Origin of the sequence: Stenotrophomonas sp. ZAC14D2_NAIMI4_6 (assembly GCF_003086875.1) — a bacterium.
Lineage (GTDB): Bacteria > Pseudomonadota > Gammaproteobacteria > Xanthomonadales > Xanthomonadaceae > Stenotrophomonas.
In genome coordinates this window covers 2,428,568-2,449,716 of record NZ_CP025996.1, presented here as the reverse complement: position 1 = coordinate 2,449,716, position 21,149 = coordinate 2,428,568, and the positions used below count along the sequence as shown (strand labels likewise).

Here is a 21,149-nt window from a genome sequence, read left to right as displayed (position 1 = left end):
GCGGCGCCACGCTGCATAGTGGCCGGTGTATCGACAGGCGTGTGATCGCAGATGAAGGCAGGCAGGTTCCACCCGGCGCAGATCCTGGCAGGCGTGCTGTGCCTGTGCACGGCGGTGCTCGCCCAGGCGCAGGCCGACCCGGTCCCGGCGGCCGATGGCGCTCCGTTCGGCGCCTGGCGCAACCTGCAGACCGAGACCGGCTATGAGCCGGCGCAGCGCAACCTCGCCTTTGCCATGCTGCCGCAGGCGGCCACCCGCGGCGACCGGTTCGCGATCCTGGACCGTGAGGGCCGGCGCACGGTGTGCTGCCTGCAGGTGGCCAGTCCATCGCTGGGGGTCAATGCACTGCGCGAGCAGTACCACCTGCCTGCGGTATGGGTGGCCGATCTGAGCAATCTGCACAGCGCTGCACGGCCGTATGTCCCGCACGTGTATGCCATGCAGCGGGTGGACGAGTTGATCGACTACCGCTTCGCCGACGTGCCTGGTGCGTACAGCGATCTGGGTGGCCTGCTGCTGCCCGAGGGTGCCGCGGTGGATGCTGCGGGCACGACCGTGCGCTGGGGCCAGGCGCAGTACCAGCTGAAGTTCCAGCGTCTGCCACAGGCCGATGAGGAAGGCGCGCTGGACCGTTACACGCTGCAGTTGCTGCCTGCCGGTACGCCGCTGCGGGTCGAAGTGCCGTTCGGCACCTACTGAGGCGTTGCCGGCAGCCGGTAGAATGGCGGCCCGCCTGTACGGAACCCGCCGTGTTCACCCGTTCGTTGCTGCTGTTGTCCCTGGCCTGCGTGGCCGGCTGTGCCACCACGCCGCCGCCCGCCCACTCCGATGCGCTGTGGCGGGTCATCCAGCGTGACTGCCTGAGCGAGCAGGGGCCCCAGGGAAGCTGCCTGCAGGTGGAAGCGGCCGCCGACCGGCGCGACGTGCTGGTGAAGGATACCCACGGCGATTACCAGTACCTGCTGATGCCGCTGGACAAGCTGAGCGGCATTGAAAGCCCGGCGCTGTACCGGCGCGGTGTGCCCAACTATTTCGCCGCGGCCTGGCGGGCCCGCGTACACAGCGAACGGGCACTGGGCCAGGCCCTGCCGCGTGAAGTGGCCAGCCTGGCGCTGAATTCGCCGCACGGACGTTCGCAGCACCAGCTGCATATCAATGTGGACTGCCTGCGCGCCGACGTACTGCAGGCGCTGGACGCACATGCCGCTGCGCTGGGAACCCGATGGGCGCCGCTGCCTGTGCCCTTGCGCGGCCACCAGTACCAGGCGCGCCTGCTGCCCGGTGCCGAACTGACCGCCAATCCGCTGAACCTGCTGGCCCATGAGCTGAGCGGCGTGGGCGATGTTGGCCAGTGGAGCCTGCTGGTGGCGGGCCGGCAGAACGTGCAGGGCACGCCCGGTTTCGTGCTGCTGGCGACCCGGCTGGATCCGGCCAGCGGCAACGAGGCCAGCGCCGAGGAACTGCAGGACCATGCGTGTTCGGTACTGACCGGCGCCGGCCAGGCGCTGGAGCGGGTGCGCTAGCCCAACTCGCCCTGTCGGCGGCGCCATTCCGGCGCGGTCAGGGCGTGCAGGTGGCGATCCTGCCAGTGCTGGCCGTCGAAGTGCTGGCCGCGCAGCACGCCCTCGTGCGCAAAGCCCGCTTCGGTCCAGACCGATGCGATGGCCGCGGGGGTTCGTGCCGGCAGCAGCACGTACAGGCGGTGCAGGCCCACCTGCTCGAGAAGGAACGCACAGAGCGCGTGCAGGGTATCGCGCAGGCGCTCGGCATTGCCCCACGTGGCCTGGCAGAACGGGTGCAGTTCGGCGCTGCGTGCCTGGGTGGACTGCAGGCGTACGCCCAGTTGATCCACCAGGCGGCGGCTGCTGGCGTCGAACACGCCCAGCAGCAGTTGATCGTTGTCGAACTGCAGGCGTGAACGCTGTACGCCGATCAGCAGTTGTACGTCAGCATCCGGGCGGCAGCTGAAGCCGTGCCGCGCGCGGCGTGTCACGCACAGGCCGAGCCACTCGTTCAGGTCATTGCGGTGCAGCGGGCGCACGATCACGCCGCCGTGGGCCAGATGCAGCAGGTGCCGGCGCAGGACCGGGTGCAGTGCGGGAATGGGGGAGGGAAGGGGTTCGGTACACATGCATTCGACGGTGACCTGCCGGCCCGGCAGAAACCATCGAATACGTTGCAAAGCGCGTGAAGGCGCCCAGTGCGCTAGGGCAACGCAGCGACCCCGTAGGATTCGATCACATAGCTGAAAGGCTGCTGCTCGCGGTCGCGCAGGAGTGCACGTACTTCCAGGATCACGCCCTGATTGCCATCGCCACGTGGCGGCCAGAACGTCTGGTCGGCCAGGGTCTGGCGCTGGAACCCGAGCGGCCCGACCACCCGGCCGAAGGGCTCGTCGGTGCTGTCCAGCACCTGGTTCATCGCCGGGCTGAGGCGCGCAGGCAGGTACCAGTTGTCGGCCTCGGACAGCACACGGCTGCCGCAGACCAGCTGCACGCGACGGTAGTGCACGGCGCTGCCATCGGTTGCACCCAGCGCGTGCAGCACATCGGCCGGGGCGGCCTTGTCCTGGCCACGCACGCGTACCGCACGCACCCGCGCCTGCTCGGCCAGGCCGTGCTCGGCACACCAGCTTTCCAGCGTGGCGGTGGCGCTCTGGCCACTGAGCACCCGCTGGTGCAGGCGTTCCACCAGCACGGCGGCGGCGACGCGCTGCTGGCCGGGCGGCGTGGGCGGCGGCGTGGTGGCCGCAGCATCGCTGGCGGACAGGCTGGCGATCGGGGCAGCGGCCAACAGGGACGCGGCCTGCCAGCGGCGAAGACGATCGTGGCGGTCGGACGGGCCCATGCGGCATCTACAGCGGGAACAGAGCGCTATGTTACCTGTTCAGGGGGGTGTGCAGCGTGGCGACGAGGCGGACGCATCGCTCTGGTGAATGTGTGGCATCGCCATATTTCGTTGGCCGATGGCAGCGAGGGGGCGCACGATGGGCCCCTTGTCTGCCTTGCGGAGTAACCCATGACCCTTCAGTTCGTTCATGGTGGCGTGGACCGCCACGGGGCGCCACTGCACTTCCACATCCGTGACGGCCAACTGCAGGCGATCAACGCAGCGGGCGGCGCGGCGGAAGGGGCGGAAAACGTCAATCTGGCCGGTTTCACCGTGCTGCCGGGGCTGGTCGATGGCCATATCCATCTGGACAAGAGCTTCGTCGGTGACCGCTGGCACCCGCACCAGCCGGTGGCCAGCCTGCGCGAGCGCCTGGCCGTGGAAAAGGCCGCCGTCGCCGCGGCCGTGCCAATGGCCGAGCGTGCCGAGGCGCTGATCAGCCAGTGCAGTGCCTTCGGCACCGTGGCCATGCGCTGCCATGTGGACATTGATGGCAGCACCGGCCTGCAGCATCTGCAGGCGGTACGCGAAGCGGCCGAGCGCTGCGCGGACATCATGCAGATCCAGCTGGTGGCGTTTCCGCAGGCCGGGGTGATGTCCTGCCCGGGCACCGCCGAGGTGCTGCGGCAGGCCCTGGACGCTGGTGTGCAGGTGTTGGGCGGCATCGATCCGACCACGCTGGACGGTGATGCCGAAGGACAGCTTGCCCTGTTGTTCGGCCTGGCCGAGCGCCACGCCGTGCGCCTGGACATCCATCTGCATGAGCCGGGCGAAACCGGACTGGCGCAGTTGCTGCGGATTGCCGCGCGCACCCAGGCCGCTGGCCTGCAGGGCCGGGTGGCGGTCAGCCATGCCTACGCGCTGGGCGAAGTGCCGCTGGCGCGTGCATTGCAGGTGGGCGAGGCGCTGGCCCGCGCGGGCGTGGCGATCATGAGCAACGCACCGGGCGACCACCCGTTCCCGCCGTTGCGTGCGCTGCATGATGCCGGGGTGCGGGTGTTTGCTGGCAACGACAACATCCGCGATTGCTGGTGGCCGTACGGCAACGGTGATCTGCTGCAGCGGGCGATGCTGCTGGGTTACCGCTCGGGGTTCTACACCGATGCCGATCTGGATCTGGCGCTGGACATGGTGACCACCCATGCCGCGCAGGCGATCGGAGTGCCGCAGTACGGCATTGGCGAAGGGCTGCCGGCGACCTTCGTGGCAGTGCGTGCGGACCACGGCCCGGCGGCGGTGGCCGGCGTACCTGTGGAACGGCGCGTGGTCGTGCAGGGGCGGTGGTTGTAGTTGGCAGGGCTGCGCCCTGCACCTGCCGAAGCGTCGAGCAACGTCAACGTCAACGGCAAAAGCGGGCTATCCGTGGGGTGGCGGGGCGGTGTCGGAGTGCGGGGACGCAGCAAGTCCCCCTCCGGGGCCCGGCCCAGCCGCTGGCGGCTGTGCGTTCGGGCGCTTGCGAAGCAGTGCTTCGCAAGCAAAGCGCCCTCACCCGTGTAGGCTTGGCAGCCGCATCCATGCGGCTGACACCCCGCACTCCGACACCGCCCCACCTCTGACAGATTCCTGCAGCTGTTGGGAACTGCGATGGTTGTCCGCGCGGCTGTTGGTAGGTGTCGACCTTGGTCGACACGATTTTTCTGTCAGATATCGAAATGAATCCGGGGTCAGATCCGTTTTCCTGCGGAAAACGGATCTGACCCCAAGAGCCGTTCCAACAGACCACGTAAAACTGTCGAAGGCGGGGTGGGTCCGGTTGCGGGGGCGTGAGCGCCATGGGCCCGAGGCATGCCTCGGGCGGGTTGGGCAGGACGCCCAACCCCGGTCTTGCCGTGTGCGCAGGACAGCGCACACGAGCAAGCGCGACCGAGCTTACATGGACGTACTTGCAGCGTCCCCCGCAACCGGACCCACCCCGCCCACCCCAGGAATCCAGCCTTTGACCTTGACGTTGACGTTGAATGGGCAGGTGCAGGGCGCAGCCCTGCAAACAAAGAACTACTCCGCTTCGCGCTGCACTTGGCGCCAGAGTTCGGCGGCCAGTGCGCGTACGGCTTCGTCTGCATCGGGGCGGTGCAGCAACCCCAGCTCGTAGTTGTCGATCACCGGCAGGCTGCGTTCGCCATCGATGATGCGATGCTCGCGGCCCACCGCGCGGCGTGGCAGCAGGCTGATGCCGATGCCATCGGCCACCGCGCCCTGGATGCCGCTGAGCGAGGAACTGGTGAACGCAATGCGCCAGCGCAGCCCCAGCGCCTCCACCGCCTGGATCATCTCGTCGCGGTACAGCCCGCGCGGCGGGAAGGTGACCAGTGGCAGCGGATCGTGCTGCAGGCTGCTGCTGCGCACACTGTCGATCCAGTGCATCGGCTCGCGCCGGCAGTGCACCGCCTGGCGTGTGTTGCGGCGCTGCTTCACCAGCACCAGGTCCAGCTCGCCATGGTCGAACCCATGGGCCAGGTCGCGGCTCAGGCCGCTGCTGATTTCCAGCTTCACCTGCGGGTGGCGACGGCTGAAGGCAGCCAGCATGCGGGTGGTCTGCGGGTTGACGAAATCCTCGGGCACGCCGATGCGTACCGCGGTTTCCACCGTGGCACCGGCCAGTGCCTGGGCCAGCTCCTCGTTCAGATCGAGCATGCGCCGTGCGTAACCCAGCAGGGTGTGGCCGGCGTCGGTGGGGTGCACATCGCGGTGGCCGCGTTCGAGCAGGCGGTGTCCAGCCAGTTCCTCCAGCCGCCGTACCTTCTGGCTCACGGTGGACTGGGTGGAGTGCAGGCGGGTGGCGGCGGTGGTGAAACTGCCGCAGTCGGCCACCATCACCAGGGCCCGCAGCAGGTCCAGTTCGAACAGTGTTCTATTCGATTTGGCACTGTCAGCCATTTGAACATTTCACTTCTGGATGATTGCTGCGACTTCTACCATGCAGGAAAGGGTGCGGCAAGCGGGCCGCAGCGCCGCACCGGCCCCGCCGCACAGGAGAAACGCAGATGCGTATCCATCGTTGCCGCCGCTGTCCCACGCTCGGGCGTCTGTTGCTGCTGTGCGTGCTGGCGATGCTGGCGTCAGCCTGCTCGGCCAGCACAGGCGCGGCCGATGTGCGTCTGCGCGAAGCCGCTGCCCGTGGTGATGCCGCGGCCGTGAGAGCGGCGCTGGAGGGCGGTGCCCAGGTGGAAGCGCGCGACGCGCAGGGCCGTACGGCGCTGCTGCTGGCCACCCACGGCAACCGGCTGGAGGCAGCACGTGTGCTGATCGACGCCGGTGCCGACGTCAACGCCAAGGATGCGATGCAGGACAGCGCCTACCTGTACGCCGGGGCGCGCGGGCTGGACGAGATCCTCGCGCTGACCCTGGCCCACGGTGCCGATCTGCGCAGTACCAACCGCTATGGCGGCACGGCCCTGATTCCCGCCGCCGAGCGCGGCCACGTGGCTACGGTGCGCATGCTGCTGCGCGCCGGGGTGGCCGTGGACCACGTCAATCGTCTGCACTGGACCGCGCTGCTGGAGGCCATCCTGCTCGGGGATGGCGGCCCAGGCCACGTGCAGATCGTGCAGTTGCTGCTGGAGGCCGGCGCCGATCCGCATCTGGCCGACGGCGATGGCGTGACGCCGTTGGCGCATGCCCGCCAGCGCGGCTACACCGCCATCGAAACCCTGCTGCGTCAGTACGGCGCGACCCATTGATACCCCTTCCACCCCGCACGTCTGCGTGCCTGCCAGGATGCCATCCATGCTCCGTTCCCGCCCCTTGTCCCTTGCGATCCTTGTTGCTGTCGCGCCGCTGTCGGCGTCTGCAGCCGAACGTGCCGACCTGCTGATCCGCAATGCCACCGTGGTCGATGTCGAGCACGCGCGCAACCTGCCCGGGCAGAGCGTGGTGATCCGTGGCGATGACATCGTGGCGGTGGGCCCCGACGCGCAGCTGCGCAGCCAATGGAGCGCCAGCCGCCAGATCGATGCCGCCGGCAAGTACCTCATTCCGGGCCTGTGGGACATGCACGTGCACTTCGGCGGCGGCCCGGCGCTGGTGGAGGAAAACAAGGCGCTGCTGCCGCTGTACATCGCCCACGGCATCACCACCATTCGTGACTGTTCGGGCGACCTGCCGGAACAGGTGCTGCAGTGGCGCGGGCAGATTGCCGACGGCACCCTGTTCGGGCCGCGCCTGCTCAGTTCAGGGGCGAAGATCGAGGGCATCAAGCCGGTATGGAAGGGCACTATCGAAGTGGGTGACAAGGCGCAGGTGGATCAGGCGATCACGCGGCTGCAGCACGACAAGGTCGACTTCGTGAAGATCACCGACAGTACGCTGAAGCCGGAGTTGTTCCTGTACTCGGCCACCGCCGCGCGCAACGCTGGTCTGAAGGCATCCGGCCATATTCCGATGGCGTTGACCGTGGAGCAGGCGGTGGATGCGGGCCTGGCGTCCATTGAGCACTTGGATTACGCGTTCAAGGCCGGCAGCAAGGATGAGGCGCAGATCGCCGCCGACTTCGGCGCTGGTCGCATCGACCGCGCCGAAGCCAACCGCCGGCTGGACGCCAGCTTCGACCGCGATACCGCGATGCACGCCTACCGCGACTTTGCCAAGCGCGGCGTATTCGTGACCCCGACCCTCAATGGTGGGCGCATCCTGGATTTCCTGGACCAGGATGACCATGCCAATGATCCCTACCTGGCCTACATCGGCCCTGGTCTGCGCGCGACCTACACCTGGCGCGTGGAGCGTGCGGCCAAGGCCAGCCCGGCGCAGATCGAGGCGCGCCATGCGCAGTACCACCAGGTGGCCGCAGTGCTGCCGATGCTGCAGGAAGCAGGGGTGACGATCATCGCCGGCACCGACGCAGGCTTCCTCAATTCGTACAACTTCCCCGGCATTGCCCTGCACCAGGAACTGCAGTTGTTCGTGAAAGAGGGGCTGAGCGCACCGCAGGCGCTGTCGGCGGCCACCCGTTCCGGCCCGGCGTGGTTCGGGCAGATGGACCGCTATGGCGGTGTGGCCGTGGGCAAGGCTGCCGATCTGGTGCTGTTGACCGCCAACCCGCTGCAGGACATTGCGGCAACGCAGAAGATCGACAGCGTGATCCTGCGCGGGGATGTGTATGACCGCGCCGCGCTGGACAAAATGCTGGCCGATACCCGCGCCAAGGTGGCCGCGTGGAATGCGCAGTCGAGCTCGCGCGACTGAGCGGAACGCCATGAACGTAGAGTCGAGCTTGCTCGACTGAGCGGAACACCATGAACGTAGAGTCGAGCTTGCTCGACTGAGCGGAACGCCATGAACGTAGAGTCGAGCTTGCTCGACTGAGCGGAACGCCGTCGAGCAAGCTCGACGCTACGGTGAGGCAGAAGCCGTCGAGCAAGCTCGACGCTGCGGTAAGGCAGAGGCCGTCGAGCAAGCTCGACGCTAGGGTGAGGCAGAGGCCGTCGAGCAAGCTCGACGCTAGGGTGAGGCAGAGGCCGTCGAGCAAGCTCGACGTTACGGGTTGCCGTCGTCCAGGCTGATGATGCCGCGGCGCAGGGCCTGGGTGACCGCGTGGGTGCGGTCACCCACCCCCAGCTTGTCCATCAGGCTCTTCATGTGCGCCTTCACGGTCTGCTCGGAGATCTGCATGCGCTCGCCGATGCGCTTGTTGGACAGGCCGCTGGCCACGTGGCGCAGTACTTCGGTTTCCCGCGGCGACAGGCGGTCTTCCACCACGTGCGCGGCGATGCTGGCGGCCACTTCGGCCGGAATGGCCGCGCGGCGGCCGTCGGCGACGGTGCGGATGGTATCCACCAGTTCGTGGCGCAGCATGTCTTTCAGCAGATAGGCACTGGCGCCGGCCTGCAGTGCGCGCACCGCACGCACGTCGCCGCGGTAAGTGGTCAGCACGATGATGCGCGCGCGCGGATCGAGCGCGCGGATCCGCACGATGGCTTCCACGCCATCCAGGCGTGGCATCTGCAGGTCCATCAGCACCACGTCGGGCTGCAGCTGCTGGTAGCGGGCGACGGCTTCCTCGCCGTCTGCGGCTTCGCCCAGCAGGCGAAGGTCGGCATGCGCGCCCAGCAGGGCGGCCAGGCCATCGCGCAGCAGGGGGTGGTCATCGACCACCAGTACGCCGATGGGGGCAAGGGAATCAGTCATGGGTGGGGCGGCTCCAGGGCCAGCGCCAGCGTGGCGCGCGTCGTTGGTACAGGCGGCGGCCGGGTACGGCCAGCGCGACTTCGGTGCCCAGGCCAGGGCGGGTCCACAGCTGCAGTTCGGCGCCCAGCCGCTGTGCACGCTCGCGCATGCCCTGCAGGCCCCAGTGGCCGTGGCTGGCGCCGGGGTCGGCAATGCCGATGCCATCGTCGCGCACGTGCAGCAGGAAGCTGCGTGGGCCGTAGGACAGCTCCACTTCGATGGCGCTGGCCTGGGCATGGCGCAAGGCGTTGCGGATGGCCTCGCGGCCGATCAGGAACACTTCCTCGGCGGCGTCGGTCTGCAGGGGCGGTGGGGTGCCTTCCACGGTCAGGCGCAGCGGATTGGTGCCTTCGCCAGCGTACTCGGCATGCACATCGGCCAACGCCGTGGCCAGGTCGCGGCCACTGAACGGACCATCGCGCAGCGCGTTCACGCGTTCGCGGCCTTCGGCCAGGTTGCGCTCGGCCAGCTGCATGGCCGATTCCAGCTGTGCGCGCACCGGTTCCGGGGTGCGTTCGGATTGGCTGATGGCATGCAGGCGCAGGATCAGGCCCTGGCTGCCCTGCAGCAGGGTGTCGTGCAGGTCGCGGGCAATGCGTTCGCGCTCGCCGTGGCGTTCCTGCAGGCGGGCGCGGAACAGCGCGGCCAGCTGGCCACTGCGCACGCGCACGGCCATGGCCAGCACCAACAGCACCGCCAGCGCGCACAGCAGTTTGAACCACACCGTCTGCACGAAGGTGGGGGCGATGCGGAAGCTGCGGCTGGCCGGCTCCTGGCTCCAGACGCCGTCCTCGTTGGCCGCTTCCACTTCGAAGCGGTAGCTGCCGGCGGCCAGGTTGGTGTAATAGGCACGGGTGCTGCTGCCGGCATCCTGCCAGCTGTCATCCACCCCGGACAGGCGGTAGCGATAGCGGTTGCGTTCGGGCCGTGCCAGTGACAACGCCACGAAATCGATCTGCAGCTGGGTGGTGCCGGCCGGCAGTTGCAGGCCTTCGGTCAGCGGCTGGTGCGTATCGCCGTAGAGCACATCGCCGATACGAACGCCCGGGGCCTGGGTGTCGATATGGTTCTGGGTGGTGTCCAGCCAGGCCAGCCCCTGGTTGGTGGCCAGCCACAGCAGGCCGTCGGCGGCCAGCACCGCAGTGGGAATGGGGCCACTCTGCAGGGCGATGCCCGGCATCCCATCCACCGCATCGAACAGGCGCGGGCTCAGCGGCGTGCCCTGCAGCAGCGCGCTGCGCAGGGTGGTTTCCTGCAGGCGTACCAGGCCGCGGCTGCCGTTCAACCAGACCCGGCCGCGGCCATCAACCACGATGCCGGTAATACCCTCCAGCACGCCGGCCAGGTCGGTGCGCACGCTCATGAACCGGCCGTCGCCGATCCGTACCGACAGGCCCGACTCACCGGCAACCATCAGCAGGTCACGGTGTTGCAGCAGGGCGGTGATCGGGCCCACGTCCAGCCCCTGCGCGGTGCCGTAGGTGGCTACGCCGCTGCTGTCCAGGCGGCGCACGCGCCCATCGGCATACCCCAGCAGCAGGCTGCCATCGCTGCCCTGGGCCAGGCTGGAGCAGGCACGCTCGGGCAGGCGCGGTTCGCGCAGCCAGTGCCCGGCCTGGTAATGCAGCACGGCCTGTTCGCCCGCACAGACCCATGCATTGTCGTTGTCAGGGAACAGCAGGGCGTGGCTGGGCTGGCCGGTGAACGGCGCAGGCAGCGGAATGCGCGTGGTCTTCCCGGCTTCGGTGCGGGCCAGGTTCACCCAGTCGAACTGCCACATCGGGCGCGCTTCCCGGCGCGCGGCGGCCTGCAGCTCCTGCGCGCTGCGGTCCAGCAGCTGCCGGCGCAGATCGTAGGGCTGCAGGTCTTCGCCATAGCCGTACACGCGGCCATCGTCGGTGCGCACCAGCGAGCGGTACGGGTCGGTCGGTCCGACGGCCAGGGTCTGCACGCTGCGCGCGCGGAAGCGGTTCAAACCCAGGTTGGTGCCCACCCAGATATTGCCTTCGCGATCGAGCACCACCGGTACCGCCGACGTGGCGGTCAGGCCTTCGGCGGTATCGAAGCGCTCAATGCCGGTGGCGGTGTCGCCGTCGAAGCTGACCCGGGCCACGCCACCGTGCGGGCTGAAGGTCGCCCACAGGTCGCCATTGGCGGTGAACTGCATGCGCGATGCGAGCAGGCCGGGCAGGCGTCGCGCCTCGCGCTCGCTGGCCGGCAGCAAGCCGTTGCGGTCGGCCAGCGGCAGGGTGCCGCGGTTGCGGTCGGCCAGCCACACTTCGCCACGCGGGCTCTCGGCCAACGTGGACATCTGCGAGACGGTGATGCCAGTCGAGGTGAAGCGTGAGGCACCGGCCGGGCGCGACCAGACCTGCAGGTCGGCCAAGACCCACAACGTGCCGTGGCTGTCCTGGAACACCCACTGCACGCGGCGGTCGGGCAGGCCGGTGCTGGCATCGGCCTGCCAGCGCTGCCCGTCGAACCAGCGCAGGCCGCCGTTCACTGCGGCCCACAGCCGCCCATTGCGATCGTGCTCGAAGCGCGGCACCACGCCCACGGGAACACCCTGGGCGCGACCGTAGTTGTCCAGCCGCCCGGGCTGGTTGTGGCTGATGCCTGCCTGGAAGTAGCCGATCCACAGGCCCTGCTGCGGGTCGCGCGCCAGGGTGACCATGTTGGTCGAAGGGAAGCGCTGGCCTGCCGGCGCTGCCTGGCGCTCGAAGCGGCGGCCATCGAAGCGGTAGAGACCCGAGCCGGTGGCCAGCCACAGCAGACCGTCGCGGTCCTGCGCGATATCCCAGATATCGCCCGGTGCGCCCTGGCCCACGCGCCAGGCCGTGTGCTGGTAGCCGGGCATGCCGGTGCTGACCGGCGGCTGCTGCACGGCCAGCGCCGTCGCCGGCAACGCCAGCGACAGGCAGCAGATCAGCCCCTGCAGGCACTGCAGGAAAGAGCGGGGGAGGGCGCGCATGCCGTCATTCTGGCAGGTGCGGGGCAGCGCGGGGTGACCCGAACGGGGCAGGCGCCCAGCGTGTGGGTGCGCTATCACATCGCCATGGAGCAGGGAGGCCACCGATGCAACGTTTGTTCGTGATGTTCCCCGACCGCGCGCCGGGGATCGGTCTGCTGTGGCTGCGCCTGTGCCTGGCGGCGGCGCTGTGGCCGGCGCAGGCGCCTGGCAGTGGGGTCTGGCTGGTCTGCATGGGCGCGCAGGTGCTGTTGCTGCTGGGCTGGCTGACCCCGCTGGCGGTGCCCTTGGCCCTGCTTGGGCTGTGGCTGCAGGCCGCGCCGTGGCCGCTGCTGGCATTGCCGGTGGCGCTGTTCCTGCTGGGCCCCGGGGCCTATTCAGTGGATGCACGCCAGTTCGGCCGGCGTGTGCTGGAGCGCGGGCCTCCCCCAAAAGGGTGAGTGGCACGCTGGACCGTCGGGGGTAGGGCGCGGCATGACCGCGGCGCACCATGAAGGCCCCTGTCGCGGTGCATTCGCATGGCCCTGCAAACTCCGCCTGCGTTCGCGGTAGACGCGCTTGCCCCGAACCAATCGGCCGCCCTGCAGCGCGCCCTGCGTTACATCGACGAACACCTGTCGCAGCCGCTGCGGGTGACCGAGTTGGCCGAAGTGGCCTGCGTCAGCCGCTTTCATCTGGTGCGCCTGTTCCGCACCGGTACCGGTGCCAGCCCACTGCGCTATGTGCGCCGCCGGCGCATTGAACGGGCCCGCCAACTGCTGCCCGACAGCACCGGTTCCATGTCCCACCTGGCCCAGCACCTGGGCTTCTTCGACCAGAGCCATTTCGTGCGCAGTTTCCGCGCCGAGACCGGCTGCAGCCCGGGCCAGTACCTGGCCGGTGACGCCGCCCTGCGGCTGCCTGCCGAGCGCGCCTGCGGCCGCCTGACGCCCCCGCCTTCAACCACCCCTGGAGTCTGACCATGACCACCGCAACCGCCACCCCCGCCAAGGCCCTGCTGTCGCCCACCGACCACGCCCTGGTGCTGATCGACTACCAATCGCAGATGGCCTTCGCCACGCACACCATCGACATCTCGGCCCTGCGCAACAACGTCTCGCTGATCAGCAAGGGCGCCAAGGGCTTCAACGTGCCGGTGGTGCTGACCACCGTGGCCGAGAAGTCGTTCTCCGGCCCGATGTTCCCGGAACTGCCGGAAATCTTCCCCGGCCAGACCGTGTTCGACCGCACCTCGATGAACACCTGGGAAGACCAGCCGGTGATCGATGAGATCAACCGCATCGGCAAGCGCCGCCTGGTGCTGGGTGGCCTGTGGACCAGCGTCTGCATCGTCGGCCCGACCCTGTCGGCGCTGGAGCAGGGCTTCGAGGTCTACGTGATCACCGACGCCTGTGGCGACGTGAGCGACGAAGCGCACGAGCGCGCCATCACCCGCATGGTGCAGGCCGGTGCCGTGCCGATCACCAGCGTGCAGTACCTGCTGGAACTGCAGCGCGACTGGGCGCGCGGTGAAACCTATGGCCTGACCACCGGCATCGCCCGCGACCACGCCGGCGGCTACGGCATCGGCATCCAGTACGCCAAGACCATGTTCGGCGCACAGGAAGGCGGTCACTGAGCATGACCAGCAGTCACGGCCTGGACCTGGCCTTGCTGATGCTGCGCGTGGCGGCAGGTGGATTCCTGCTGCCACATGCACTGGGCAAGCTGCTGGGCTGGTTCGGCGGCCCCGGCTTGGCTGGCTTCGCCGGCGAACTGCGCGGCTTTGGCCTGCCCTCGGCCGCGCCCCTGCCGTTGCTGCTGGCGCTGTTGCAGGTGCTGTCCGGCCTGGCCGTGCTGCTGGGCTGGCAGACCCGCGTGGCCGTCCTGGCGGCGGCCGCGTTCATTGGCTTCACCGCGGTGCTGGCCCTGCCCAAGGGCTGGTTCTGGATGCGCGGTGGCGTCGAATACCCGCTGATGTGGACCTTCGTCCTGCTGGCCATCGCCTGCGCCGGGCCCGGTGCCTGGGCGCTGGATGGCCCGCTGCTGCAGGGAGACCTTGCATGAGTTCCGACCCCCACCATCCCGGCCGCCGCAACGTCGTGCTGGGTGCCGGCGCCGCGCTGGCGCTGGGCCTGGCCGGCACTGCCGCCGGCGCCATCGAATCAACATCCAAGGAGCGCCGCATGAGCACGCTGGTCATCCGCAATGCCCGTATCACCACGCTGGACCCGCAACGCCCGCACGCGCAGGCACTGGCCGTGCAGGAAGGCCGCATCGTCGCCGTGGGCAGTGATGAGGAGATCATGCGTGCCTGGGGCAACGAGGCCACCATCCTGGATGCGCAGGGCCGTCGCCTGGTTCCCGGGTTGAATGACAGCCATACCCACCTGATCCGCGGTGGCCTGAACTACAACCTGGAGCTGCGCTGGGACGGCCTGCGCTCGCTGGCCGACGCCATGGCCATGCTGAAGGCGCAGGTCGATCGCACGCCGGCGCCGCAATGGGTGCGCGTGGTCGGCGGCTTCACCGCCAGCCAGTTCACCGAAAAGCGCCTGCCGACCCTGCAGGAACTCAATGACATCGCGCCGGATACGCCGGTGTTCCTGCTGCACCTGTACGACCGCGCGCTGTTGAACCGTGCCGCGCTGCGTGCCTGCGGCTACACCAAGGACACCCCGGACCCGCCGGGCGGGCAGATCGTGCGCGATTCGCTGGGCAACCCGACCGGCCTGCTGCTGGCCAAGCCCAACGCGCTCATTCTGTATGCCACGCTGGCCAAGGGTCCGCGCCTGCCGGTGGAATACCAGGCCAATTCCACCCGCCACTTCATGCGCGAACTGAACCGCCTGGGCATCACCTCGGTGATCGATGCCGGTGGCGGGTTCCAGAACTACCCCGAGGATTACCAGGTCATTGAGCAGCTGCATCGCGATGACCAGCTGACGGTGCGCATCGCCTACAACCTGTTCACCCAGAACAAGGGCAACGAGGTGAACGATTTCCGCGGCTGGAGCGAGATCCTGCAGCCGCGCCAGGGCGATGACCTGCTGCGCCACAACGGCGCCGGCGAGATGCTGGTGTTCTCGGCGGCCGATTTCGAGCTGTTCAACGAGCCGCGGCCGGAACTGCCGCCGGAGCTGGAGCCCGAGCTGCACGACGTGGTCAAGCTGCTGGTGGAAAAGCGCTGGCCGTTCCGCATCCACGCGACCTACGATGAAAGCATCACCCGCATCCTGGACGTGTACGAACAGGTGAACCGCGAGGTGCCCTTCGATGGCCTGCACTGGTTCATCGACCACGCCGAAACCATCACCCCGCGCAACATCGAACGTATCCGTGCGCTGGGCGGCGGCATTGCCGTGCAGCACCGCATGGCTTACCAGGGCGAGGCCTTCGTGCAGCGCTATGGCGTGCAGGCCGCGCGCCACACCCCGCCGGTCAAGCGCATGCTGGCCGAGGGCGTGCCGGTGGGCGCCGGTACCGATGCCACGCGCGTGGCCAGCTACAACCCGTGGGTGGCGCTGTCGTGGCTGGTGACCGGGCGCACCGTGGGTGGGCTGGCGCTGTACGGCGACGAGAACATGCTGGAACGCGAACAGGCCCTGCGCCTGTGGACCCAGGGCAGCGCGTGGTTCTCTGGCGACGAAGCGGTGAAGGGCACGCTGAAGGAAGGCCAGCTGGCCGATTTCATCGTGCTGTCGGCCGACTTCTTCCGCGTGGACGATGCGCAGATCGCCGATATCACCAGCCTGCTGACCGTGGTCGGCGGCCGCATCGTGCATGCCGACGGCGACTACGCCGGGCTGGCCCCGCAGTTGCCGCCGGCCATGCCGGACTGGTCGCCGGTGAACAAGTTCGGCGGCTACCACGTGGGTGGCGCGGCAACCGGATTGGCTGCGGCCCACCACCATCATCACGGCGCCGCCTGCGGCACCCACGGTGCGCACGGCCACGCCGCCCACCACGCCGCACCGACCGATGATCTGACTGCGTTCTGGGGCGCCATGGGGTGCTCGTGCTTCGCGTTCTGACCCTGGCTGCGTTGGCCGCGCCGTCGCTGGCGCTGGCCTGCGACGGCGGCGCCTGCACGGCAGTGGGCGATGGCCAGCTGCAGTGGGATGCCTCGGTGCGCGTGCGTGGGCTGTACTACGACCCCACGCGCTTCGGCGTGGGCGGCGGCGAGGACGGCTACGGCCTGCTGCGCGCGCTGGCCGCGGCCACCTACCGCCGTGATGACTGGGAAGCGAAGCTGCAGCTGGGCGTGCACGCCGAGGACGGCAAGGCTGGCGGCCCCGGCCGCACCGATCGCAGCGCGCTGGATGTGCAGCAGGCTTACTGGCGCTGGCAGGGTGAAGGCTGGCACGTGCAGCTGGGCCGGCAGGAAGCCGGCTACGGCAGCTCGCGGCTGCTGTCCGTGCGCGATGGCCCGAACATCCGCCTGGCCTTCGATGGTGCGCGCGTTGGCTGGAGCGGGCGCCTGGGACAGCTGGACCTGATGGCGTTGCGCCCGGTGGAAAACCGTCCCGGTGCGTTCGACGACCGCGGCGAACACGGTGCCCACCTGTGGGGCGCCTATGCCACCACCGCGCGTGGGCATGGTGCCGGGCAGTGGGATGTCTACGCGCTGGACTACCGCCGCGACGGTGCGCGCTTCGCCGCTGGCACGGGCGTGGAGCGGCGGCAGACCGTGGGCACGCGCTGGTTTGGCCAGGCCGGCGGCCTGGACTGGAACACCGAACTGGTGGCCCAGGGCGGAGAGCTGCGCACGGCCGGCGCCGATCTGGACATCCGTGCGTGGACCATCGCCACGGACACGGGTTGGCGCTGGTCGGCGTTGCCGCTGCAACCGCGGCTGGGCCTGAAGGCCGACCTGGCCAGTGGCGATGGCAACCTGCATGACGGCCGGCTGGGCACGTTCAACGCGCTGTTCCCCAAATCGGCGTACTTCAGCGAGGCCAGCCTGTTGGCGCCGGCCAACCTGATGGACGTGCAGCCGACGCTGGCGCTGCGGCTGGACCCGAAGGTCACCACCGAACTGGGCGTGCAGATGGCCTGGAAGCACCGCCGCGCCGATGCGGTCTACACCACCCCCGCGCCGCTGTCGGCGCTGCCCGGCAGTGCCGGTGGCGCACGCCGCATCGGCACCCAATACAAATCCGAAACCCGCTGGCAAGCCAGCGAACACTGGCAATGGCAGCTGCAGCTGGCCTGGGTCGATGCCGGTCCTGCACTGAAGCAGGCCGGCGGCCAGGACACCCTGTTCGCCTCGATCGTTGGAGCATGGCAATGGTGAACGCAACCGCGTCACAACCTTCCCCCCAGGCCGCAGGTGCCTGGTCCCCGCTGAAAGTCAGCATGTTCCGGGCCCTGTGGCTGGCGATCCTGGCCAGCAACATCGGCACCTGGGTGAACGACGTCGCCGCGGCCTGGGTGATGGCCGAGCGCACCGGCTCGCCGCTGATGGTGGCCCTGGTGCAGTCGGCCACCACGGTGCCGATCGTGCTGCTGGCGCTGGCCGCCGGTACCCTGGCCGACATTGTCGACCGCCGCAAATACCTGTTGTTCACCCAGGGTTGGATGCTGCTGGTGGCGGCGGTGATGGCCACGCTGACCGCGTTCGACCTGCTGACCCCCAACCTGCTGGTGCTGCTGACCTTCTGCATGGGCTGTGGTGCGGCCATGGCCATGCCGGCGCAGGCTGCGATCGTCTCTGAACTGGTGCCGCAGCCGATGCTGGCCTCGGCGGTGGCGCTGAATTCGATCGGCATCAACATCGCCCGTTCGATCGGCCCGGCCATCGGCGGCGTGATCGTGGCGCAGCTGGGTGCGGTGTGGGCCTTCGGCTTCAATGCCATCACCTTCGCCGCCATGCTGTTCGTGGTCTGGGGCTGGAAGCGCGACCCGAAGGCATCGAGCCTGCCGCCGGAAGGCTTCGGTGCGGGTCTGAAGGCCGGCCTGCGCTATGCCAGCCGCGCCGGTCGCCTGCAGGCGGTGCTGATCAAGTCGGTGGGCTTCTTCTTCTTCGCCGCCGCGATGAACGCGATGCTGCCGGTGGTGGTGCGTGGGCAGATGCATGGCGGGGCAGGGCAGTACGGCATCCTGCTGGGCTGCATTGGCATCGGTGCGGTGGGCGGTGCGCTGCTGCTGCCGAAACTGCGCGCCAAACTTGATCGCGACCTGCTGGTGCTGCTGGCGACGCTGGCGCTGGCGTGCAGCCTGGTCGGCCTGGCCCTGACCCGCAGCTGGTACGTGCTGCCGGTGGTGATGCTGGTCAATGGCTTCGCCTGGATCACGGTACTGTCCTCGCTGCAGATCGCGGCGCAGACGGCGGTGCCGGCATGGGTGCGTGCACGTGCGCTGGCGCTGTACATCATGGTGTTCTCGGCCGGCATGGCGGCCGGTGGCCTGAGCTGGGGCGCACTGGCCCAGCGCACTTCACCGGAACTGGCCCTGCTGGTGGCGGCCGTGGGCGCGGTGGTGGGCGGCCTGCTGGTCTGGCGCGTGCGCATTGCCGGTACCGAAGAACTGAACCTGCGCCCGGCCGGGCATTGGCCGGCGCCGGAGCTGGCAGTGCCGGTGTCGCATGATCGCGGCCCGGTGCTGGTGACGGTGGAATACCGCATCGAATCCGGCGACCGCGCACTGTTCCAGGCGCAGATGCGCGCGCTGGGCACGATCCGCCGTCGTGACGGTGCCGTGGTGTGGGGCGTGGTGGAAGACGTGGCAACGCCGGGCGTACACCTGGAGTATTTCGTGACCCCGTCGTGGCTGGAGCACCTGCGCCAGCATGAGCGCATTACCGCCGACGACAAGGCGATCCAGGAAACGCTGCGCGGCCTGCACCGTGGTGAGCGTGGACCGATCGTGCGGCATTTCGTGGGTGGGCAGGATCCGTTGCCGGCCAACGTGCCGCACCATCACAGCGATATCTGAGAGCGGTCGCCGGGCATGGCCCGGCGCTACCGTGCAGGGGCGGCGGCGCGCTGGGCGCCGCCGCGATGGATCACTTGCGTGCGAACGCCAGCAGGTCGGCGTTGAACTGGTCGGCGTGGGTGACGGTCAGGCCGTGCGGCGCGCCCGCGTAGACCTTCAGCTCGGCATCCTTGATGATCTGCGAGGACAGCTTGGCCGAGGCATCGAACGGCACGATCTGATCATCGTCGCCATGCACCACCAGCGCCGGCACATCGATCTTCTGCAGATCGGCGGTGTAATCCACTTCCGAGAACTCGTGGATGCAGTCGTACTGACCCTTCACCCCGCCCAGCATGCCCTGCTGCCAGAACGAATCGCGCATGCCCTGGGTAACGGCATTGCCGTCGCGGTTGGCGCCGAAGAACGGCGTGGTCAGGTCCTTGAAGAACTGCGAGCGGTCACCGGCAGTGCCCTTGCGGATGCCGTCGAACACCTCCAGCGGGGTGCCGGCCGGGTTGCTGGCGGTCTTCAGCATCAGCGGCGGCACCGCGCCGACCAGCACCACCTTGGCCACGCGCTTGCTGCCGTGGCGGCCAACGTAGTGCGCCACTTCGCCACCACCGGTGGAATGGCCGACCAGGATGGCGTCGTGCAGGTCCAGTGCTTCGATCACCGCGGCCAGGTCATCGGCGTAGGTGTCCATGTTGTTGCCGTCCCAGGTCTGGCTGGAACGGCCGTGGCTGCGGCGGTCATGGGCGATCACGCGGTAGCCGTTCTGGCCCATGAACAGCATCTGCGGGTCCCAGGCGTCGGACGACAGCGGCCAGCCGTGGGCGAACACGACGGGCTGGCCGGTGCCCCAGTCCTTGTAGAAGATGCGGGCGCCGTCTTTGACGGTAACGAAGTTGCTCATCTTGGATTCCTTTGGCGGAAGGTGGAAGGCACCGGTCGCGGCGACCGGTGTGCGCGCAGTACAGCGCAGCCTGTTCCGCCGGCATTGCACGGCTGTGGCAGGAAGTCGCATTGGCCTCTGGCGGCACACTGGTTTGGGCGGAACCATGCCGGCAAGGAGGGCGTCATGAGCCGAGTGATGGCAGGCGCGGTGCTCGCGCTGCTGTTGGCCGTGCCGGTGCGGGCACAGACCAACGTCTACAAATGTATTGAGGGCCCGCATGCGGTCTACCAGCAGACCCCGTGCCAGGGCCAGGCAGAATGGAAGTGGCAGGTGCCTGCGGAAGCGTCACCGGCCAGGCCGGCCGTACCGGCGACCCCGGCACGCCCGCGCAAGCGTCGCGCAGAAGCGGCACGGGCGGTGCTGATTCCCATCGAGCGCGATCCGGCCGGTTGCAGCCGTGCGCGCCAGCGGCGGGCGGATGCGCTGCGGCCGGATTATCTGCAGCAGCGACAGCTGGACGACGCTGTGCGTGCGGCCTGCCGTTGAGCGCACATGAAAACGGCACCCGAGGGTGCCGTTTGCGACATGCGTGGCCGCAAGGCGCGAGGGCTCAGTGGCCGTCGCCGCCAGCGCCAGCGCCAGACGCGGCATCGGCCTTGGGCAGGCTCAGTTCCGGGTTGCCCTGTTCGGCCTGCAGGATCTGGATGCGACGCTGCAGGGCATCAAGCTGGCTGTTGGTGCTCTGCACGTCGGTGCTCAGGCTGACCGCCTGCTGCTGTGCCTGCTGCAGCGCCGCGCTGACCTGCGCCGACTGCGCCTGCTGCTGTTCCATTTCCTGCTGCAGGGTGCGCAGGCGCTCTTCGTTGTAGGCCACCAGGCGTTCGGTGTAGCGCTTGCCCGCTTCCAGACGGGTGGTGTCGATATACACCTGGGCCAGCTGCTCGGTCTGCTGCACGAAGGTGCGGTACACGCGCTCGGCGTTGTCCACCGCATCGGTCTTGATCACGCGCCAGAAATTCTTTTCCTGGAACAGCGCCACGTAGTAGGTAAGCGTGCTGGCGTTGAACAGCAGGCTGGCGCCGTAGTTGCCGTTGTAGGTGGTGCGCAGTTCGGTCAGTTGCTGGGCATCCATCAACTGCTTCAGTTCGTCCACCGTGTTGCGCACCACCGGGGCCGGGCGTGCCGGTTCGGCAGCGGCCTGGCGGTCGCCACGGGCGGCCATGGCCGACGGTGCCGCCAGAATCATGGCCGTGGCCAGCAGCGCTACCGCGCGCGGGTACCGGGCGAAGACAGTGCCCCCTGAAATTTCTCGCATGTCTGGACCATCCACGAACG

Annotated in this window: 20 protein-coding genes; 13 read left to right on the top strand and 7 right to left on the bottom strand. The window is 68.8% G+C overall.

Annotated elements, in window-relative coordinates; translation table 11 throughout:
• Positions 1 to 51 precede the first annotated feature (51 nt).
• On the top strand, positions 52 to 699 hold the full coding sequence (locus C1933_RS11240; protein ID WP_234414512.1) for a decarboxylase: 648 nt from the start codon (positions 52 to 54) through the stop codon (positions 697 to 699).
• 50 nt (positions 700 to 749) lie between these two features.
• Entirely contained in the window at positions 750 to 1,523 is a 774-nt protein-coding gene (locus C1933_RS11235; RefSeq protein WP_108753332.1) for a CDP-diacylglycerol diphosphatase, read from the top strand.
• On the opposite strand, the gene C1933_RS11230 is transcribed toward C1933_RS11235, so the two are convergent.
• Together C1933_RS11230 and C1933_RS11225 are read right to left on the bottom strand one after the other, a co-directional pair.
• Positions 1,520 to 2,131 carry a GNAT family protein gene (locus C1933_RS11230; protein WP_108753331.1) on the bottom strand — a complete coding sequence of 204 codons (612 nt, stop codon included), beginning with the start codon at positions 2,129 to 2,131 and terminating at the stop codon, positions 1,520 to 1,522. The genes C1933_RS11235 and C1933_RS11230 overlap by 4 nt on opposite strands.
• Positions 2,132 to 2,205: 74 nt before the next feature.
• A complete protein-coding gene (locus C1933_RS11225; protein ID WP_108753330.1) occupies positions 2,206 to 2,847 on the bottom strand; it encodes a hypothetical protein in 642 nt (213 codons plus the stop codon).
• A gap of 171 nt (positions 2,848 to 3,018) precedes the next feature.
• Between C1933_RS11225 and C1933_RS11220 the strand changes: the two genes are divergently transcribed.
• On the top strand, positions 3,019 to 4,179 hold the full coding sequence (locus C1933_RS11220; protein WP_108753329.1) for an amidohydrolase family protein: 1,161 nt from the start codon (positions 3,019 to 3,021) through the stop codon (positions 4,177 to 4,179).
• A 705-nt stretch (positions 4,180 to 4,884) separates the two neighbouring features.
• Here the strand turns inward: C1933_RS11220 and C1933_RS11215 are convergent.
• The gene (locus tag C1933_RS11215) at positions 4,885 to 5,766 is read right to left on the bottom strand and encodes a LysR substrate-binding domain-containing protein (protein ID WP_108753328.1); all 882 of its coding nucleotides are present in this window, start codon (positions 5,764 to 5,766) and stop codon (positions 4,885 to 4,887) included.
• Positions 5,767 to 5,873: 107 nt separating this feature from the next.
• Here C1933_RS11215 and C1933_RS11210 point away from each other — a divergent pair, with 107 nt between their 5' ends.
• Together C1933_RS11210 and C1933_RS11205 are read left to right on the top strand one after the other, a co-directional pair.
• A complete protein-coding gene (locus C1933_RS11210; RefSeq protein WP_108753327.1) occupies positions 5,874 to 6,569 on the top strand; it encodes an ankyrin repeat domain-containing protein in 696 nt (231 codons plus the stop codon).
• A gap of 46 nt (positions 6,570 to 6,615) precedes the next feature.
• Positions 6,616 to 8,073, top strand: coding sequence for an amidohydrolase family protein (locus tag C1933_RS11205; RefSeq protein WP_108753326.1), 1,458 nt, complete (start codon positions 6,616 to 6,618; stop codon positions 8,071 to 8,073).
• Between the two features lie 291 nt (positions 8,074 to 8,364).
• Here the strand turns inward: C1933_RS11205 and C1933_RS11200 are convergent, their stop codons facing one another.
• Positions 8,365 to 9,015: a response regulator transcription factor gene (locus tag C1933_RS11200; protein ID WP_108753325.1), complete on the bottom strand. Its 651-nt coding sequence runs from the start codon at positions 9,013 to 9,015 to the stop codon at positions 8,365 to 8,367.
• Positions 9,008 to 12,025 carry a sensor histidine kinase gene (locus C1933_RS11195; RefSeq protein ID WP_108753324.1) on the bottom strand — a complete coding sequence of 1,006 codons (3,018 nt, stop codon included), beginning with the start codon at positions 12,023 to 12,025 and terminating at the stop codon, positions 9,008 to 9,010. Before C1933_RS11195 ends, C1933_RS11200 begins: the two co-directional genes overlap by 8 nt.
• A gap of 104 nt (positions 12,026 to 12,129) precedes the next feature.
• Between C1933_RS11195 and C1933_RS11190 the strand changes: the two genes are divergently transcribed.
• The 7 genes from C1933_RS11190 to C1933_RS11160 all read left to right on the top strand — a co-directional run bounded on the left by C1933_RS11190 (position 12,130) and on the right by C1933_RS11160 (position 18,937).
• Positions 12,130 to 12,462: a hypothetical protein gene (locus tag C1933_RS11190; RefSeq protein ID WP_108753323.1), complete on the top strand. Its 333-nt coding sequence runs from the start codon at positions 12,130 to 12,132 to the stop codon at positions 12,460 to 12,462.
• A gap of 78 nt (positions 12,463 to 12,540) precedes the next feature.
• Positions 12,541 to 12,981, top strand: coding sequence for an AraC family transcriptional regulator (locus C1933_RS11185; protein ID WP_108753322.1), 441 nt, complete (start codon positions 12,541 to 12,543; stop codon positions 12,979 to 12,981).
• 2 nt (positions 12,982 to 12,983) lie between these two features.
• On the top strand, positions 12,984 to 13,640 hold the full coding sequence (locus C1933_RS11180) for a hydrolase (protein ID WP_108749849.1): 657 nt from the start codon (positions 12,984 to 12,986) through the stop codon (positions 13,638 to 13,640).
• A gap of 2 nt (positions 13,641 to 13,642) precedes the next feature.
• Positions 13,643 to 14,068: a DoxX family protein gene (locus C1933_RS11175; RefSeq protein WP_108753321.1), complete on the top strand. Its 426-nt coding sequence runs from the start codon at positions 13,643 to 13,645 to the stop codon at positions 14,066 to 14,068.
• Between the two features lie 119 nt (positions 14,069 to 14,187).
• Positions 14,188 to 16,035 (top strand): amidohydrolase, encoded by a 1,848-nt coding sequence (locus tag C1933_RS11170; RefSeq protein ID WP_199911449.1) that lies wholly within the window; start codon positions 14,188 to 14,190, stop codon positions 16,033 to 16,035.
• Entirely contained in the window at positions 16,014 to 17,297 is a 1,284-nt protein-coding gene (locus tag C1933_RS11165; protein ID WP_108753319.1) for an alginate export family protein, read from the top strand. Before C1933_RS11170 ends, C1933_RS11165 begins: the two co-directional genes overlap by 22 nt.
• Complete coding sequence (locus C1933_RS11160; protein WP_108753318.1) at positions 17,291 to 18,937, top strand: MFS transporter; 1,647 nt, start codon at positions 17,291 to 17,293, stop codon at positions 18,935 to 18,937. The genes C1933_RS11165 and C1933_RS11160 overlap by 7 nt, the downstream gene beginning before the upstream one ends.
• A gap of 70 nt (positions 18,938 to 19,007) precedes the next feature.
• Here C1933_RS11160 and C1933_RS11155 read toward each other — a convergent pair whose 3' ends face one another.
• Positions 19,008 to 19,832, bottom strand: coding sequence for an alpha/beta hydrolase (locus tag C1933_RS11155; protein ID WP_108749844.1), 825 nt, complete (start codon positions 19,830 to 19,832; stop codon positions 19,008 to 19,010).
• Between the two features lie 165 nt (positions 19,833 to 19,997).
• Here C1933_RS11155 and C1933_RS11150 point away from each other — a divergent pair, with 165 nt between their 5' ends.
• Positions 19,998 to 20,360, top strand: a complete 363-nt coding sequence (locus C1933_RS11150) for a hypothetical protein (protein WP_108753317.1) — start codon at positions 19,998 to 20,000, stop codon at positions 20,358 to 20,360.
• Between the two features lie 64 nt (positions 20,361 to 20,424).
• Here C1933_RS11150 and C1933_RS11145 read toward each other — a convergent pair whose 3' ends face one another.
• Positions 20,425 to 21,129, bottom strand: a complete 705-nt coding sequence (locus C1933_RS11145) for a DUF2968 domain-containing protein (protein WP_108753316.1) — start codon at positions 21,127 to 21,129, stop codon at positions 20,425 to 20,427.
• Positions 21,130 to 21,149 lie beyond the last annotated feature (20 nt).

Bases quoted from the DNA above. Each gene is read 5' to 3' on its own strand.
- C1933_RS11230 (WP_108753331.1), bottom strand. From the start codon at position 2,131: ATGTGTACCGAACCCCTTCCCTCCCCCATTCCCGCACTGCACCCGGTC.
- C1933_RS11215 (WP_108753328.1), bottom strand. From the start codon at position 5,766: ATGGCTGACAGTGCCAAATCGAATAGAACACTGTTCGAACTGGACCTG.
- C1933_RS11220 (WP_108753329.1), top strand. From the start codon at position 3,019: ATGACCCTTCAGTTCGTTCATGGTGGCGTGGACCGCCACGGGGCGCCA.
- C1933_RS11180 (WP_108749849.1), top strand. From the start codon at position 12,984: ATGACCACCGCAACCGCCACCCCCGCCAAGGCCCTGCTGTCGCCCACC.
- C1933_RS11240 (WP_234414512.1), top strand. From the start codon at position 52: ATGAAGGCAGGCAGGTTCCACCCGGCGCAGATCCTGGCAGGCGTGCTG.
- C1933_RS11210 (WP_108753327.1), top strand. From the start codon at position 5,874: ATGCGTATCCATCGTTGCCGCCGCTGTCCCACGCTCGGGCGTCTGTTG.
- C1933_RS11150 (WP_108753317.1), top strand. From the start codon at position 19,998: ATGAGCCGAGTGATGGCAGGCGCGGTGCTCGCGCTGCTGTTGGCCGTG.
- C1933_RS11190 (WP_108753323.1), top strand. From the start codon at position 12,130: ATGCAACGTTTGTTCGTGATGTTCCCCGACCGCGCGCCGGGGATCGGT.
- C1933_RS11145 (WP_108753316.1), bottom strand. From the start codon at position 21,129: ATGCGAGAAATTTCAGGGGGCACTGTCTTCGCCCGGTACCCGCGCGCG.
- C1933_RS11185 (WP_108753322.1), top strand. From the start codon at position 12,541: ATGGCCCTGCAAACTCCGCCTGCGTTCGCGGTAGACGCGCTTGCCCCG.
- C1933_RS11175 (WP_108753321.1), top strand. From the start codon at position 13,643: ATGACCAGCAGTCACGGCCTGGACCTGGCCTTGCTGATGCTGCGCGTG.
- C1933_RS11225 (WP_108753330.1), bottom strand. From the start codon at position 2,847: ATGGGCCCGTCCGACCGCCACGATCGTCTTCGCCGCTGGCAGGCCGCG.
- C1933_RS11195 (WP_108753324.1), bottom strand. From the start codon at position 12,025: ATGCGCGCCCTCCCCCGCTCTTTCCTGCAGTGCCTGCAGGGGCTGATC.
- C1933_RS11155 (WP_108749844.1), bottom strand. From the start codon at position 19,832: ATGAGCAACTTCGTTACCGTCAAAGACGGCGCCCGCATCTTCTACAAG.
- C1933_RS11170 (WP_199911449.1), top strand. From the start codon at position 14,188: ATGAGCACGCTGGTCATCCGCAATGCCCGTATCACCACGCTGGACCCG.
- C1933_RS11200 (WP_108753325.1), bottom strand. From the start codon at position 9,015: ATGACTGATTCCCTTGCCCCCATCGGCGTACTGGTGGTCGATGACCAC.
- C1933_RS11205 (WP_108753326.1), top strand. From the start codon at position 6,616: ATGCTCCGTTCCCGCCCCTTGTCCCTTGCGATCCTTGTTGCTGTCGCG.
- C1933_RS11160 (WP_108753318.1), top strand. From the start codon at position 17,291: ATGGTGAACGCAACCGCGTCACAACCTTCCCCCCAGGCCGCAGGTGCC.